The organism is Streptomyces sp. NPDC036822 (assembly GCF_055609145.1).
In genome coordinates, this window is sequence record NZ_JBVJPY010000015.1 from 1 (window position 1) to 15,619 (window position 15,619).

Annotated in this window: 11 protein-coding genes and 2 pseudogenes; 7 read left to right on the forward strand and 6 right to left on the reverse strand. The window is 71.7% G+C overall.

The genetic code is table 11. From position 1 onward, the window contains the following. The 6 genes and pseudogenes from ACZ68P_RS27875 to ACZ68P_RS27900 all read left to right on the forward strand — a co-directional run. Positions 1-865, forward strand: an 865-nt coding sequence (locus tag ACZ68P_RS27875) for a LysR family transcriptional regulator (protein ID WP_471010897.1), incomplete at its 5' end; no start/stop codon positions are given. 292 nt (positions 866-1,157) lie between these two features. Further along, a pseudogene (locus tag ACZ68P_RS27880) lies at positions 1,158-1,292 on the forward strand (hypothetical protein); the annotation flags it as partial. A 97-nt stretch (positions 1,293-1,389) separates the two neighbouring features. Beyond that, a complete protein-coding gene (locus tag ACZ68P_RS27885; RefSeq protein ID WP_471010900.1) occupies positions 1,390-2,115 on the forward strand; it encodes a substrate-binding domain-containing protein in 726 nt (241 codons plus the stop codon). 643 nt (positions 2,116-2,758) lie between these two features. Then, a complete protein-coding gene (locus ACZ68P_RS27890) occupies positions 2,759-4,459 on the forward strand; it encodes a glycoside hydrolase family 13 protein (RefSeq protein ID WP_471010902.1) in 1,701 nt (566 codons plus the stop codon). Between the two features lie 58 nt (positions 4,460-4,517). Beyond that, a complete protein-coding gene (locus ACZ68P_RS27895) occupies positions 4,518-5,516 on the forward strand; it encodes a TIGR03885 family FMN-dependent LLM class oxidoreductase (protein ID WP_471010903.1) in 999 nt (332 codons plus the stop codon). Further along, positions 5,513-7,207: an alpha-amylase family protein gene (locus tag ACZ68P_RS27900; protein WP_471010906.1), complete on the forward strand. Its 1,695-nt coding sequence runs from the start codon at positions 5,513-5,515 to the stop codon at positions 7,205-7,207. Before ACZ68P_RS27895 ends, ACZ68P_RS27900 begins: the two co-directional genes overlap by 4 nt. A gap of 80 nt (positions 7,208-7,287) precedes the next feature. Here ACZ68P_RS27900 and ACZ68P_RS27905 read toward each other — a convergent pair. Next, positions 7,288-7,630 (reverse strand): annotated as a pseudogene (locus ACZ68P_RS27905) (transposase); the annotation flags it as partial. A gap of 587 nt (positions 7,631-8,217) precedes the next feature. Between ACZ68P_RS27905 and ACZ68P_RS27910 the strand changes: the two are divergent. Beyond that, positions 8,218-8,406: a hypothetical protein gene (locus ACZ68P_RS27910; protein WP_471010908.1), complete on the forward strand. Its 189-nt coding sequence runs from the start codon at positions 8,218-8,220 to the stop codon at positions 8,404-8,406. A gap of 812 nt (positions 8,407-9,218) precedes the next feature. Here ACZ68P_RS27910 and ACZ68P_RS27915 read toward each other — a convergent pair. The 5 genes from ACZ68P_RS27915 to ACZ68P_RS27935 all read right to left on the reverse strand — a co-directional run bounded on the left by ACZ68P_RS27915 (position 9,219) and on the right by ACZ68P_RS27935 (position 15,575). Beyond that, complete coding sequence (locus ACZ68P_RS27915) at positions 9,219-11,144, reverse strand: hypothetical protein (protein WP_471010909.1); 1,926 nt, start codon at positions 11,142-11,144, stop codon at positions 9,219-9,221. 203 nt (positions 11,145-11,347) lie between these two features. Continuing rightward, positions 11,348-12,640, reverse strand: a complete 1,293-nt coding sequence (locus ACZ68P_RS27920) for a S1 family peptidase (RefSeq protein WP_471010912.1) — start codon at positions 12,638-12,640, stop codon at positions 11,348-11,350. Between the two features lie 99 nt (positions 12,641-12,739). After that, positions 12,740-13,708, reverse strand: a complete 969-nt coding sequence (locus tag ACZ68P_RS27925; protein ID WP_471010914.1) for a glutathione S-transferase C-terminal domain-containing protein — start codon at positions 13,706-13,708, stop codon at positions 12,740-12,742. 121 nt (positions 13,709-13,829) lie between these two features. Next, complete coding sequence (locus tag ACZ68P_RS27930; RefSeq protein ID WP_471010916.1) at positions 13,830-13,955, reverse strand: putative leader peptide; 126 nt, start codon at positions 13,953-13,955, stop codon at positions 13,830-13,832. A gap of 312 nt (positions 13,956-14,267) precedes the next feature. Beyond that, positions 14,268-15,575 carry a sulfite oxidase gene (locus ACZ68P_RS27935; RefSeq protein WP_471010918.1) on the reverse strand — a complete coding sequence of 436 codons (1,308 nt, stop codon included), beginning with the start codon at positions 15,573-15,575 and terminating at the stop codon, positions 14,268-14,270. Positions 15,576-15,619: the final 44 nt, after the last annotated feature.

Consider the following 15,619-nt stretch of genomic DNA (forward strand, 5'->3'; position numbering starts at 1 on the left):
GGTACTGGCGGAGGAGCTGCACTTCGGCCGGACCGCGCAGCGGCTGCACGTCTCCCAGGCACGCGTCAGCCAGGCCATCAAGAAGCAGGAACGGCGCATCGGTGCCGAGCTGTTCGCCCGCACCAGCCGCTCGGTCAGCTTGACCGAGGTCGGCCGGCAGTTCCGCGACGACCTGCAACCCGTCTACACCGGCCTGCACCAATCCGTCGAGCGGGCCCAGCTGGCCGCCCGGGGCATCACCGCACAGCTCCGCGTCAGCCTGATGCCCTTCAACGTGGGCGATCTGCACCCTTACTGGAAGGCGTTCCGGGCGCGGCACCCGCAATGGGGGTTGCAGGTCCGTCAGTCGACCTTCACTCATGTGTTCGACCAGCTCCGCAGCGGCGCCATGGACGTTTTGGTCGCCTGGCTGCCGGTGGAAGAGCCCGACTTCACCGTCGGGCCGATCCTGTGCACCGACTCCCGGATCCTCGCCGTAGCCGCCGACCACCGGTTCGCGTCACGGGACTCCGTGCCGCTGGAACTGCTGGCCGAGTTCCCGCACGGCACCGCGGACGGCCTGGTGGACTACTGGGAGGACAGCTACCTGCCCTTCACCACCCCTCGCGGCCGTACGATCGAACGCATCGCATCCGCGGTCTCGGACAACTCCGACGAGCTGATCAGTCACGTCGGCATGGGTGAGATCATCAACATGTTCCCAAGCCATGTCACCAGGCACTGGGGCATGTCGCACATCCGATGGCTCCCCGTCCCCGACATGGCCACCATGCACTTCGCCCTGATCTGGCGAACCGAAGCCGAAAACGACCTCATCCGCGCCCTGGCCGACACCGTGCGCGACATGGGCACGTTCCGCTTCTGAAGCAGCCCGCCGGCGTCCTCACGTCGCACGCGCCGCAGCCTACTCGGCAGCGTGGTGGGCGGGATGGGCCTGCTTCAACGGGGGTCCATCCGGCAGCGGTGGCGAGTACGCGCGCGGGGTCACGGTCCGCGGCGGCCGACCTGGTCGAGCTGAGCCAGTTTCCCGGCGCAGCGCGCCATGCATCGCGTACCTCCGCTGAGGTCTACAGCGTCGCTCACCGGGCCGGGTACGGCGTTGTTCACGGTTCTTCTTGCATGTACGCACGCCTCAGACCATCTTGCGATCCGCGCATATGATCAAGGCAGACCTCTACGCGGTTCGACAGCCGTGGAGTCATCGACACAGGGGGCGGGGGCGGGTGGAGCTGCGGGACATCGAAATATTCCTGGTACTGGCGGAGGAGCTGCACTTCGGCCGGACCGCGCAGCGGCTGCACGTCTCCCAGGCACGCGTCAGCCAGGCCATCAAGAAGCAGGAACGGCATCGGTGCCGAGCTGTTCGCCCGCGCCAGCCGGACGGTCAGCTTGACCGAGGTCGGCCGGCAGTTCCGCGACGACCTGCAACCCGTCTACACCGGCCTGCACCAATCCGTCGAGCGGGCCCAGCTGGCCGCCCGGGGCATCACCGCACAGCTCCGCGTCAGCCTGATGCCCTTCAACGTGGGCGATCTGCACCCCTACTGGAAGACCTTCCGCACACGCCACCCACACTGGGGACTCCAGATCCGCCAGGCAACCTTCACCGATCCGTTCAGTCAGCTCCGCAGCGGCGCCATGGACGTCATGATCGTCTGGCTACCGGTGGAAGAACCGGACTTCACCGTCGGGCCGACCTTGTGCACCGACTCCCGGGTCCTTGCCATGTCCGCCGACCACCGGCTCGCGGAACGCGAATCCGTACCCGTGGAGCTGCTCGCCGAGTTCCCACACGCCACTGCCCTCGGTATGCCGGACTACTGGGAGGACAGTTACCTGCCCTTCCGCACCCCGCGCGGCCGCACGATCGAGCGCCTCACCTCCGCGGCCTCGGACAGCGGCGATGAACTGATCGGCCACGTCGGTATGGGCGACATCATCCACGCCTTCCCCGGCCATGTCACCAGGTACTGGGGCCTGACCCATATCCGATGGCTCCCCATCCCCGACATGGCCACCATGCACTTCGCCCTGGTCTGGCGAACCGAAGCCGAAAACGACCTCATCCGCGCCCTGGCCGACACCGTGCGCGACCTGGGCGCATTCCACTTCTGACTGAATGCCGGATGGCGCTGCGCCCAGGATGGTGCCCGTTCCACCTTCGGCCTCAGCGACCCCACCGAACTGAAACCTTGCGATCCTTGCCTCGGAAGGCGAAGGAGTTCGTCGCCCGGAACGGACCAGAAGTAGTCGCGATCGAGCGCCACAGTGCTGCCGGCTGACGCTTCGATGCGGAGTCGGCAAGGAACGGGAACGGCCCCCGCGTGATCATCGGGGGTTGTGTGGACTCCTGAAGATCGTGCGGTGGCCGCTGCCCATACAGATGGGGAAGCGCAGCGGGAAACCCGGGCAAGAGCGTCCGAGGCCCCCCATACCCGGCAGCGACCCAACTGATTGAGCTGCCCTGCCGCCGGGCCGCGCCCGTCGGGTGGCCCGCCGCCGGCTTCCGCCGCGGTGGAGAAGAGCGGCGCAGACCTCTTGGAGGTGGGCGGGCTGCTGGTGAGTGAGCCCCTCCTCGAGGAGCACCGCGGCCTGCGCAACGGCGCCGGCCGTGCGCGCAGGGATGTGCCCCAGCGAGTCGGTACGTCCCGGGGGCGCCGGGGCCCGCCCGGCCGGCGATGCCGCCCTGACCGGTATGACCTCAGCCCCCGGGGAAAGGAGACTCACGTTCCCCACCCCGGGCGAGAGGAGTCCACCGATGGCAGCCGACGACATGGGGCACGCCGAGGAGGCGTGGTGGCGGTCCGCGGTGGTCTATCAGGTCTATCCGCGCAGCTTTGCCGACTCCGACGGTGACGGCGTAGGCGACCTGGACGGCCTCACCGGACGCCTGGACCATCTGTCCGGGCTCGGCGTCAACGTGCTCTGGCTGTCGCCCGTCCACCCGTCCCCGCAGGCCGACAACGGGTACGACATCAGCGACTACCAGGACATCGACCCCGTCTTCGGTGACCTGGCGGCCTTCGACCGGCTGCTGGGCGCCGTGCACGAGCGCGGGATGAAACTCGTCATGGACCTGGTCGTCAACCACACCTCCGACGAGCATCCGTGGTTCCAGGAGTCACGCGACCCGGCGAGCCCGAAGCGCGACTGGTACTGGTGGCGTCCGCCACGTGAGGGACGGGAACCCAACAACTGGGGCTCCTTCTTCTCCGGTTCCGCCTGGGAGCTGGACGCGGCGAGCGACGCGTACTACCTCCATCTCTTCTCGCCGAAGCAGCCCGACCTCAACTGGGAGAACCCCCGGATGCGCCGGGCCGTGTACGCGATGATGCGCTGGTGGCTGGACCGGGGCGTGGACGGCTTCCGGATGGACGTCGTCAACCTCATCTCCAAGGACCCCGCCCTCCCCGACGGCGAGGTGCACGAACAGGGGCCGTACGGTGACGGCTCGCCCTACTTCGTCTGCGGACCCCGCATACACGACTACCTCCAGGAGATGCACCGCGAGGTGATCGCCCGGTACCCGGGCCGGTTGCTGACCGTCGGGGAGATGCCCGGGGTGACGGTCGAGCAGGCCCGTCTGTTCACCGACCCGGCGCGTGCCGAGCTCGACATGGTCTTCCAGTTCGAGCACGTAGGGCTCGACCACGGGCGGAGCAAGTTCGATCCCCGCCCGCTGCGGCTCACCGACCTCAAGGCCTCGCTCGGCCGCTGGCAGTCCGGCCTCGCCGACGTCGGGTGGAACAGCCTGTACTGGAACAACCACGACCAGCCCCGGGTGGTCTCTCGGTTCGGTGACGACGGACCGAGCCACCGGACCCGGTCCGCGACGATGCTCGCGACCGTGCTCCACCTGCACCGGGGCACGCCCTACGTCTACCAGGGCGAAGAACTCGGCATGACCAACGCGCCCTTGCGCACCATCGAGGACTTCAGGGACATCGAGTCCCTGAACCACTACACGGAGGCGCTGCGCGCGGGGGCGGAACCCGAAGACGTCCTCCCGGGACTACGGGCGATGGGCCGCGACAACGCCCGTACACCCATGCAGTGGGACGCGTCCGCGCATGCGGGGTTCACCACAGGCACCCCGTGGATCCCCGTCAACCCGGACCACACCGAGGTCAACGCCGAAGCGGCCCTCGCGGATCCCGGCTCCGTCTACCACCACTACCGTCGGCTGATCGCCCTTCGGCACCAGGAACCGGCCGTCGTGCACGGCGACTTCACAATGCTGCTGCCGGACGACGAGCGGATCTACGCGTTCACCCGCCGGTACGGCCGCACGGTGCTCTTGGTCGTCGGGAACTTCACCGGCGACACGGCCTCCGCCGTGATGCCCGCCGGATGGGACGGCGCCGAACTCGTCATGGGCAACTATCCGTCGGTCCCCCCGCGGCCCGGCCGCCTGGTGCTTGCCCCGTGGGAGGCGCGAGTGCACCGGCGCAACGACTGAGCCGAGCGGGGCGGGGACGGCGACCGATGATCCCTCCGGTGCCGGGTACGCGGATCCCATGACCGTCTATGGATTCCACGCCTCCCATGAACAAGTACCTCCCGCCGACCTGCTGGCAGCCGTCGTGCGCGCGGAAGGCGCGGGCTTCACCGCCGCGATGTGCTCGGACCACTTCTCACCGTGGAGCGTCCGGCAGGGTGAGTCCGGCTTCGCCTGGTCCTGGCTCGGCGCGGCGCTCCAGGCCACCGACAGGATCCCCTTTGGAGTGGTGAACGCCCCGGGCCAGCGCTACCACCCGGCGATCGTCGCGCAGGCAATCGGCAGCCTCGCCGCGATGTACCCAGGCCGCTTCTGGGCGGCGCTGGGAAGCGGTGAGGCGTCCAACGAGCACATAACCGGCGACCGTTGGCCGCGTAAGGACGTCCGGAACGCGAGGCTGCGCGAGTGCGTCGACATCGTCCGGGCCCTGCTGCGCGGCGAGGAGGTGAGCCACGACGGTCTCGTGACCGTGGACCGGGCCAGGTTGTGGACCCGTCCGGAGACGGTGCCACCGCTGGTGGGGGCCGCGTGCAGCGAGGCGACCGCGCGGTGGTGCGCGGAGTGGGCGGACGGCCTGATCACGGTGAACGCGCCGCACGAGACACTGCGCCGGATCGTGGACGCCTACCGTTCGGCGGGCGGCGTCGGCCGGCTGCACCTCCAGGTGCACCTCAGCTGGGCCCCCGACTGGGAAACCGCCCAGGAACTCGCCCACGACCAGTGGCGCACCAACGTGCACGGGCCGCCGGCGAGCTGGGACCTCGACTCTGCCGAGCTGTTCGACAACGTCAGCGAGCACGTCTCTCCGGACAGGGTCGCGGAGTCCGTCAACATCTCCAACGATCTCGGCCGGCACGCGGCCTGGCTCCAGGAGTACGCCGACCTCGGCTTCGACACCGTCATGCTGCATCACGTCGGCAAGGAGCAGAGCGCCTTCATCGACGCGTTCGGCGCGAAGGTGCTGCCGCAGCTGGATGTCACCCGGCCCCCGGCCGCCGTCGCGGAGGATGTCCGATGAGGCTGACCCGCACCTCCGACCTGTGGTGGAAGAACGCGGTCGTCTACTGCCTGGACGTGGAGACGTACCAGGACTCCGACGGCGACGGCACCGGCGACTTCGCGGGCCTGACACAGCGCATCGACCATTTGGTGCGCCTCGGCGTCACCTGCGTGTGGCTGATGCCGTTCTACCCGACGCGGGAGCGCGACGACGGCTACGACATCACCGACTTCTACGCCGTCGATCCCCGGCTCGGCACGCTGGGTGACTTCACCGAGTTCGTGCGCACCGCCCGCGACCGGGGCATCCGGGTCATCGCCGACCTGGTCGTCAACCACACCTCCGACCACCATCCGTGGTTTCAAAACGCCCGCTCCAGCCGCACATCGAAGTACCGCGACTGGTACGTCTGGTGCGACAGCCCGCCGGAGGACGGCCCCGAAGGTGTGGTCTTCCCCGACGTCGAGAAGAGCGTGTGGGAGCACGACGAGACCACCGAGCAGTACTACCTGCACCGTTTCTACAAGCAGCAGCCCGACCTCAACGTCGCCAACCCGGCGGTCCGTGACGAGATAGCGCGCATCATGGGCTTCTGGACGCAGCTCGGGCTGTCGGGATTCCGGGTCGACGCGGTGCCGTTCCTGCTGGAGACCGACGGCCAGGAGGACGCGGACCAGCTGCCCGACCCGCACGAGTACCTCGCCGACCTGCGGGCCTTCCTCGGACGTCGCAGCGGTGACGCGGTGCTGCTGGGCGAGGTGAACCTGCCCTACCCGGACACCGCGAAGTTCTTCGGCGACTCGGAGTCCTCCCGCGGTGACGAGCTGACCATGTGCTTCGACTTCATCGGTATGCAGCAGATGTACCTGTCGATGGCGCGGGGCGAGGCGGCCCCTCTGGCGGCGGCTCTCCGGGAGCGCCCCGCGGCGCCCCGCGACGCGCACTGGGCGACGTTCGTCCGCAACCACGACGAGCTCACGCTCGACAAACTCGACGACGACGAGCGCGCCGAGGTGTTCGCCGCCTTCGGCCCCGACAAGGACATGCAGCTCTACGACCGGGGCCTGCGCCGCCGCCTGCCACCGATGGTCGACGGCGACCAGCGGCGCGTGGAACTGGCCTACAGCCTGCTCTTCTCCCTGCCCGGCACACCGGTTCTGTTCTACGGCGAGGAGATAGGCATGGGCGAGAACCTCGCCGCCGAGGGCCGGCAGGCCGTCCGCACCCCGATGCAGTGGACGCCCGACAAGAGTGGCGGTTTCACCGCCGGAGAGGGAGTGGAGCTGCCCAATCCCGTCACGACGGGTGCGTTCGGCCCGACGAAGGTCAACGCGCACGACCAGGCGCACGACCCGGCTTCGCCGCTGGGTCGGATGCGGACGCTGATCGAACGCTACCGGGAGACCCCCGAGCTGGCCTTGGGCGACTACCGGGTCATCGACGCGGACGATCCGGGCGTGCTGGTCCACCTCAGTTCGCTGGAGGGCGGCGCGGTGCTCGTGCTGCACAATTTCTCCGAGCGGTCCGTCACCGCCTCCGTCGAGGTCCCGGGACTGAGGGGCGGCCGGCTGCTCACCGACGTCTTCACCGGTGACACCCTCAAGTCGGCGGCCGCCGGCCTCGTCGATGTCGCGCTGGACCCGTACGGCTACCGGTGGCTGAGGGTCAACACCCCCCTCGACGACCCGGATCGGGCGACAGCGGTGTAATCCGACGCGCGCGAGGTGTCCGGCCGCACGGAGTGGGCCGGACACTTCGCGCGATGGTCGTCCCGCCGGCTAAGAGGTCGTTATCGTCCCATGCTGCAGCCCGAGATGGGACTCTTCGGGTCGCGCGAGGAGATCGTGTTCTCGTAGGTGAGGCCGCGGCTCATGAGGCTGGTCATGGTGAGGTGGATCAGGGCTTCGGAGCGGGTGGGCAGGGTTTCGTAGTCGCGGGCCAGGCGGCGGTTCAGCATGAGCCAGCCGTAGGTCCGCTCCACCGCCCACCGTCTCGGTATCGGGGTAAGCCCCTGGTCCCGGGCTTGCGGACGGTGATCTCCATGTCGATGCCGAGGGTCGTAGCATGTTCGACGAGGTGCCGGCGGTAGCCGCCGTCGACCCAGACTTGCGGAGGCCCGGGTGTTCGGCGGCGGCAGCCGACGAGCCAGGACACGGTTCGCCCGATGGTCCACCGGCGGCGTCCGAGCCGTTGTGAGCTTTCGATGCCTTTGCGGGGGGCTGTCGTTCGGGTCGCGCCCGCGAATCCGACGGAAATGGGCAGACCGGTCCGCTCGGTGATCAAGTGGATCTTCGAGCCGCACTCGCCTGGGTCGACAGGAGCCGGACCTGTCAGATCCGACGTGACACCAGGTGGGTTGTCCTCTGACAGTGAACATGGACTGCCTGCCTCGAAGCTGGACGGATTGACCGGATACGTACGCGTGGACCGGGCACCCGGATGGCGGGCCGTAATCAGTTACACGCAAGGGACGGGAAACCACATGTCGCACATGCAGCTCTTGGCCAAGGGAGCGGGTGAGGGCTCCCCGCCCTTCTGGATCATCGCCATCGTTTTGATCGTCCTCGTGGGAGCGGCGTTTCTGGTTGCACGGGCGCGCAGGAGATAGAGCGCGGCGCTCAAGCCGTCCAGCTTGGATGGCAATCGGTTCAACTTCGATGTCAGAGGACATGGGTGGTGACCGTCCGCGCCGTCGTATACCCGCGAGGCTTCGGCCACGGTGCCGGACTCGGCGTCGAGCACAGCCATTACGGTCACCCCGTCCCTGGACATCGACCACGGCCGTATCGCGGTACGTCATGTGTCGTCCGGCACCGCGGGGTACCACGTCTATGACCTCGACGCCGTCAAGAGCGGCACCTTCACCCCGGAGCACAGCTTTCCAGCGAAGTACAGCATCCAGTCCTGATGCCTGTACGGGGACCCCGCCGGCCGGGCACAGGTTCGACCAGGGCACATGCCCTCGTCCCGAAGGGCCGGTGCCGCCCGCTACCGGAGGTTTCTGCCTCCAGCTGCGCGCGCTTGTCCGCCCAGACGCCGGAACCGGGGTCTGACCCGCGCCATCGGGCTCCCGCCACCGCACGTCGCTTTCGCCGACCTGCTGCGCGTGGATCGGCCGTACTCCTGCGGCCGGCCCCACCGCGATGAGGTCCCGCATCCGCCGTCCGACGACTGCGCCGGCCGTGGTCCGCTAGGGCTTGGGCAGCGGCCGAGCGAGCAGCGCGTAACGGATCTCCTGTGGTGGAGGTCCTGCGCCCGATCGCGGCCGAGGTGGCCGCACGATCAAGGACGGACCGGGAGCGGCACCGCCCCCCTCGCTACCGCTGTTCCCCGGCGCGGCGCGCCAGCCGCCAACTCCCCACCCGCGGCTACCGGCCCGCGCTCCTGGTCCTCGATGACGCCGCCGCCTCCCTGGACGACGTCCTGATCCCCTCGCCCTCCGGACCCCGGAAACCGCAGGGCGGACCGGCGGCCTCGTCTGACAGCACGGGCCGATGGACGCCGGAGGCGGGGACCCCGTCGCTGCGCGCCGCGCGCACGAGGCGGAGGCGCTGGCGTCGATCGACGGAGGCGACGCCGGGCGGCGGGAGAGCATGCGCCTGTGGTGCCGGTGGGAGGGCGGAGCGACGCACGGGTGACGCCGGGGCGGCTCACCCCGCCCTGCGCCCGGCCACGTCCGTGTCGGCTCCCCGCCTCTCGGTCTCCCCTCCGTCCGGCGCCCTACCCGCGTTCGCCTTCGCCCCAGCCGCGTACCTCGCCGGCGCCGGGCACCGTTCCCGTCAGCCGGACCGGTCCTTCCGCCGTCGTCCGCACGGCCAGGAGCGGCCCGCGTAAGGAGGCGGAGACGGCGCCCCGGGCGGTGACGCCGGTCAGCCGGCGGCTGCACGCGGCGGTGTCCGTCGGCACGGGTCTCGGGCCCGGCACCGGGCGGGTCGTCCCGCTGGTCGACTCCACCGCCACCGAGACACGGGCACGCCCTTCCCCGTTCTCCGCGCGGGTGCACGTCCACGTCGCGCGGCCGACGCCCCCGGGGAGGGGGTGTTCCGCGAACTCCCAGCGGTTGACGGCGCGTACGCCCGTACCGCCGAGGGCCGTCAGCGAGCAGGCGGAGCGGGCCCAGGCGGCGAGTCCGGCGGTCGAGGTGGCCTCACGCGGCTGTCGCGCCAGGGTTCCGGTCGTGGGGGGCGGGGTCCAGCTCAGGTGGGCGGGCGTGAGGTCGCCGAGGTCGGCCAGGAGGAAGGAGTGGTCCTCGACGATCCTCGCGGACGAGCGCAGCTCAAGGACGGGCGCCCGGCCGCAGTCCCCGGCCATCCGGGGCACGGGGTCGGTGATCCCCTCCGGGGAGACGGCCAGCGGGGCGCCGTCCCGGCTCGGGCGCCGGAGGTCCCGTACGGCGCCGCGGTCGATCCAGGGTGCGAGGAGGAACCGTGCCCGGCCGGGTTCTCTGCCGACGGCCACGGCCGCGCCGGTGGTCACGTCGGTGTCGTCGGCGAGGGCGAGATCGACGGCCGCCGTTCCCCGCCCGGTGAGGGGCTCGGCATAGCGGACGAGGCGGCGGCGGTCGTGGAGGAGGACGACGGCCGTGTCGTCGACCGTCCAGGCGAAGAGCAGCTGTGCCGGTGCGGTGGGAGGGGCCGGTGAGGTTCCCGGGGTGAGGGTGACGCGGAGGCCGGCCCGTTCGTCGGCATTGGGCGGGAGCGTGGCACGGGCCCACGCGTCGAGCGCGCGGGACAGCAGCGCCGTGTCGCCGGTCCGCGCGCCCCGGGCGGGCCAGACGGTGAGGTCGACGCTTGCCGTGTCGGCCCAGAGCTGTCCGGGGGCGCGGACCAGTCGGGCGGGGTCGACCGCGAGGGCGAGGGAGGCCGGGGCGGTGGCCGCGCGCGTCTCCCCCTCGGGGCGGAGCGTGACGGTCGCGGTCGCGGTGGCCGTGAGCAGCAGGGCCGCGGCGAGCGCGACGAGCTGTCGGCGCTGTCGGCGGCGCAGCAGGTCCGTGGGGCGTGTCTGTACGGTGCAGGCGTCGAACTCCGCTCCGTGCAGGAGCGGTTCGGCATCGGAGCCGGTGGTGGCGGCGAGGCGTTCGGCGTCCTGGAGGGCGGCGCTCGCGTCGGCCACGCCCGCGGCGGTCAGCAGCCGGGCGGTGGAGCCGGGGGTGAGTCCTTCGAGTACGCGCAGGGCGAAGGCGGCCCTGATCTCCGGTGCGACGGTCGCCAGTTCGCGTTCCAGGGCGAGTTCGCCGTCACCGCCGGCCCGGGGGAACAGCCGCAGTCCGATGACGACGGGGAGGAGCGGCCGGACGCGGAGGCGCGAGGGGCGGGCGGCCGCGCGCAGCGCGCCGGCGACCACGCGCTCGCGCAGCCACGCGAGGGCCGGATCCTCCTGGCCGCGCTGGGCGGGGAGCGTCGGGCCGGGGCGTTTCGGCCCCGGGCCGGAGCGGGCGGCCCCCGGGAGGGCCCGCTGCACGAGGGAGTGCGCGGTGAGCACCCTGCGGTGCCGGCCGAGAGCGGGCGGCAGAACGGTGTGGGCGAGCCGGACGAGCCGCGGATAGTGCTCGACGAGGGCCGCCTCCGCGTCGTTCCTCGAGGGGCGGGCCGGGCGGTCGGCCGCGGCGGATATGACGGGGCGGTGGGAGGTGTCGTACGACTGCATGCCGTGCCCAACGAGGAGGGTGGCGCCCCGGTCACCTCGGGCGGCGCGTCGGCTTCCGCGACGCGTGCGGGGCTCCCCGAGTCCGTCGTCGCTCGCGACGACGGCCCGCCACGAAACCGCGGCCCACGGTCTCGCCCGGCGGTGGGAGGCACGGCAGCGGCCCCGGACATCCGTGATGTCCGGGGCCGCCTTCCTTCCAGCCGTCAGCCGACGTCGTTCCCGGTCCCTCCTTCCTCGATGCCACCGATGCCGGCGCCGTCGCCCCCATCGGCGTCCCCGCCGTCGTCGGCTCCGCCGGCCCCTCCGTCTCCGGCGTCGGCACCTTCGCCACCGGCTCCGTCATCGGAACCCGCGTCGCCGGCCCCTCCGTCTCCGGCGTCGCCGGCGCCGATCCGGGCGCCGACGGCGTCCAGGGCGGTGGTCACCGGCTGGAAGAACGTCTCGCCGCCCGAGGTGCAGTCGCCGCTGCCGCCGGAGGTGAGGCCGACGGCGTCGCCGTCCCGGGTGAACAGCGCTCCGCCGCTGTCACCGGGCTCCGCGCACACGTCGGTCTGGATGAGTCCCGAGACCGTGCCCTCGGGGTAGTTCACGGTGGCGTCGAGGCCCGTCACCCGCCCGTCCCGCAGCCCTGTCGTGCTGCCCATGCGGAACACCTGCTGTCCGACCGCCGCGTCGGCCGCCTGTCCGATCTCCACGATCCGGCCGTCGCCGACGTCCACGGCGCTCGGCGCGTCGGTGTCCGGGTCGTCGTACGTCACGAGTGCGAAGTCGCCCTCGCCGGGGAAGACGGCTTGCCGTACGGTGCCGATCGGTTCGCCGTTCTGCTGCTCCGACCACTGCGCGACGGCGACGCCGCAGTGTCCCGCCGTGAGGAAGCCGGGCTGCCCTTCCTGGGTGGTGACGTTGAAGCCGAGCGAGCAGCGCGATCCGCCGCCGAAGATGGCGTCGCCGCCCTCGATGAAGGGCCTGAACTCGCCCTTGGACTTCCGGATGGTCGCCACTCCGTCGCCCAGCGAGCGCACGGCGCCCTCGATCTCCTCCCACCGCTCGCCCGTGACGGTGCGGTCGGCGGTGACCAGGATGCGGTTCGTCCTCGGGTCGACGGCCCACGCGGTGCCGGGGACCGGCGCCTCGGCGCTCAGGGAGCCCATCGCCGTGGTGAGTGCGGGAAGGCTGTTGCGTACGCTGCGCGCGACGGCGCCGGCCTTCCTGACCTGGGCGGCGGCCCTGGTGCCGTCGCCCGCGACGTTGACGACGAGTTGCTGCCGGTCCGCGTCGTAGTACGCGCCGCCGTAGGAGTCACCGAGCTGCTTGCCCAGCCGCGGCAGGACCTCCGCGGCCGCGGCGGCGCTCATCCTTCTCGGCGAGCCCGACGGCTCCCCCGTGCCGTCCTGTGAGGCATTGGCCTGCGGTAGCAGGATCGCCGCGGCGATGATGCCCACCGCCCCGGCTCCCGCGAGAACGGCCTTCCGCTTGGGTATGCGCCTGTGACTCAACTCTTCGCCTCCAACAAGGGGTTCCGGACCGAGATCGCCGACGGGGCGACCGGGGGACGCGTCCGGCCTCTCATACGGAGGGCCGTGAAGTTCCGTTCATCACCGCCGCAAAGAATCTCCGCTCGCCGCCGCTGCCGCGCGCTCGGTGGGGACGCCGCACCGGGTCGTGTGGGCACCGGCGGCCTCTCCGTCCGGGTCGCCGGCGGCGCCACCGCCCCAGTCGAGGATCTGGACGGCCGCCCCGGCACCCTCCAGGCCGCGGCACTGCGCGTGGTGTCGGCGGGCGATGGCGTCGAGGTCGAGGTGGGGGCCGAAGGCCGGGTGGGAGGAGAGACGGCGGGCGTAGGACCACAGGCGGGGATGGTCGGCGATGCGGTGGACGGCGGCGGCGTCCAGGTGCCAGCGGTGGACGGTGTCGAGGCGCACGAGCGTCACCCATACCTGCACGTCGGCCGCGGTGAGCGCGTCGCCGAGGACGTACGTCCGTGAGGTCAGTCGTCGTTCCAGTGTGTGCAGCGTGCGGAGCAGACGGTTGAGGGCCGTGTCCCGCACCGCCCTGTCGGCGCCGGGTTGTCCGGCGCGCTGCGCGGCGGCGTTGACGCCCTGCTCGCAGAGGTGGTCGACGGCCCGCATCCCGGCTTCGGTGCCGTGCGGGTGGAGCACGGGCCGGTCGGGGCCGCGGTCGCCGAAGTGCAGGGCGAGGTCGCGCAGGATGTCGGGGGTGTGGGTACTGACGATCCGGCCCGTCCAGTCGTCGCTGAGCACCGGTGCCGTGGCGGCGTCGGGGTAGTGGTGCGCGCTGGCCTCGTACAGCGGGCGCAGCTCGGAGTGTTCGCCGTCCGGACCGTCGGGGACGGCGGGCAGCGGCGTCACGGGCAGGATGTCGGCGAGGCCGAGCAGGCTGTGGGTGACGGCGATGCGCAGACAGTGCGGGCAGGACGGCGAGAGGTGGAGGCGGTAGCGGCGCGGGGCGGCGTAGTGACCGCTGCGCGCGTCGTGGCCGATCCGGCCCCGGAAGGAGGGCGGGGACGGGAAGGACGGCACGGCTGTCAGGGGTGTTGCGGACATGTCTGTCTCCCGGGTCCGGTGACTGGTTCTCTGGGACGGTGCGGGCGGCCGATCGCGGGCAGGCGCCGGCAACGACGCCCGCCCGTGCGGGGGTCGGCGGTGTACGCGAGGCCCCGCGGAGTCAGCTCAGAGGACTCGCCGCGCTGCAGACACGCAGCAGGTCGATGTGGCGGCGGGAGGTCAGGAGGGGAGACGGTCGACGTGAGCGGGTCACTCGGTCGGTGGCCGGCTCCGGACGCTCCATCATTTCCTACCTATTCGCCAGGGATACTACGTCGGAGTGTCGAGCGGCCGTCCTGACACGTCAAGGGGGCCTGCCGACTTCGGCGTCGCGGTCTCACATGATGGATGGCCCGGTGGAGGAAGCCGAGCGCGTCGTGGGGCCGCCGGCCGGCCGCTCACGCGGAGCGGCCCCGGCCCCGCGTTCTCGGGGCCGGGGCTGCCTGGAAGGCTCCGCGCCTGAGCACCCGGCGGCAGGAACGCGCGCGCGGAGCCCTGCGTACGTACCCGGCGTCGGAGCCGGTGCCGCAACCCGGTGTCGGAGATGCCGCAGAGCGTGTCAGAGCACCGTCACCGGATGCCGCACCACGGCGTCGAAGAGGTAGCCCTGCGCGTTCGGCACGGAGGTCACCGGCTGCGTACGGCCGGCGGAGTCCGTGGCGCGGGCCAGGAGGTGGGTGGGGCCGGGGTTTTGGGGGCGCCAGGGCAGGGACCAGCGGGTCCAGGTGCCGGGACGCGGCCGGTCGTGCAGCCGGGCGGGGCGCCAGCTGCTCCCGCCGTCGGTGCTGACGTCGACCCGCACGATGCCTCCCGCGCCCGACCACGACCGGCCGTGCAGCACCCGCCCCTCCCCCGCCGTGAACGTCGCCCCGCTCGCGAGTTCGAAGGCGCTCTTGGTCGTCTGCCGGCCGATCGGCGCGCTGCCGCCCTCGGGGTGGGCGGAGCCGAACAGCCGGTAGAAGGTGGTGTTCCAGGGGGAGTACAGCGGCCGCGCGGACACCTCGATATCGCCGACCCACTTGATCGAGGCGATCCCCACCCACGAAGGCACCAGTACGCGCACGGGATACCCGTGGTCGGCCGGCAGCGGCTCGCCGTTCATCTCGTACGCGAGCAGTACGTCGTCCAGTGCCTTGGCCACCGGCAGGGGGCGGCGCACCCTGCCGAGGCTCTCGCCGCCGCTGAGGTACTCGGCGTCCAGACCGCGCGGCTGCACGTCCACGGCGTACCGGGTCAGCCCCGCCCTGCGCAGGACGTCCGCCAGGCGCACCCCGCGCCAGCGGGCGACACCGATGGCTCCCAGGGTCCACGGCGTACCGGAGACCGTCTCGCCCTGCTGGGTGGTGTAGTGGCTGCGGCCGTTGCCTGCGCATTCGACGAACGCGGTCCGGGTCACGGCGGGCAGCGCTCGCAGGTCGTCGTACCCGAACTCGACCGGCCTGTCCTCGCCGCGCCCGCCGCGCAGGCCGTCACCCCACAGCCGCAACCGCCAGTCGGCGGCTTCGAGGACGGGGGTGGTGGTGTGGTTGCGGACGAAAAACAGCTCGTTAGGGGTGTGGTGCCCGGTTCCGCGCAGCGCCTCCCAGCGGGTCTCGGCGTTGGTGCCGCGCGGGACGAACCACTCGGGCGGCAGCGGTTTGACGATCGGGGAGCCGGCGGTCGCGGTGGTCGCGGTCGCCTGGGCGGCGCGGGGCGCGGGGAGGCCGGTCGCGGCCGCGGTGGCGGCGAGGAGGGTGAGCAGCCGGCGGCGGGTGACCCCGTCCGCTCTGGCCTCCCCCGCGAGGTACTGGCGGAGTCTGCGGCTGTCGTAGGCGGTCTCGTCGTGGCGCGGGCGTGGCGTGGTGGCGGCGGGGGTGTGCGACGGCATCGTGGGAACCTCGTCCTGGGCGGAGGGAGCGGGGGACGGACAGG

What these genes read in the sequence shown, in the direction of transcription:
- ACZ68P_RS27935 (WP_471010918.1), bottom strand. Translation starts at nt 15,575, where the DNA reads ATGCCGTCGCACACCCCCGCCGCCACCACGCCACGCCCGCGCCACGAC.
- ACZ68P_RS27900 (WP_471010906.1), top strand. Translation starts at nt 5,513, where the DNA reads ATGAGGCTGACCCGCACCTCCGACCTGTGGTGGAAGAACGCGGTCGTC.
- ACZ68P_RS27930 (WP_471010916.1), bottom strand. Translation starts at nt 13,955, where the DNA reads ATGATGGAGCGTCCGGAGCCGGCCACCGACCGAGTGACCCGCTCACGT.
- ACZ68P_RS27895 (WP_471010903.1), top strand. Translation starts at nt 4,518, where the DNA reads ATGACCGTCTATGGATTCCACGCCTCCCATGAACAAGTACCTCCCGCC.
- ACZ68P_RS27925 (WP_471010914.1), bottom strand. Translation starts at nt 13,708, where the DNA reads ATGTCCGCAACACCCCTGACAGCCGTGCCGTCCTTCCCGTCCCCGCCC.
- ACZ68P_RS27890 (WP_471010902.1), top strand. Translation starts at nt 2,759, where the DNA reads ATGGCAGCCGACGACATGGGGCACGCCGAGGAGGCGTGGTGGCGGTCC.
- ACZ68P_RS27915 (WP_471010909.1), bottom strand. Translation starts at nt 11,144, where the DNA reads ATGCAGTCGTACGACACCTCCCACCGCCCCGTCATATCCGCCGCGGCC.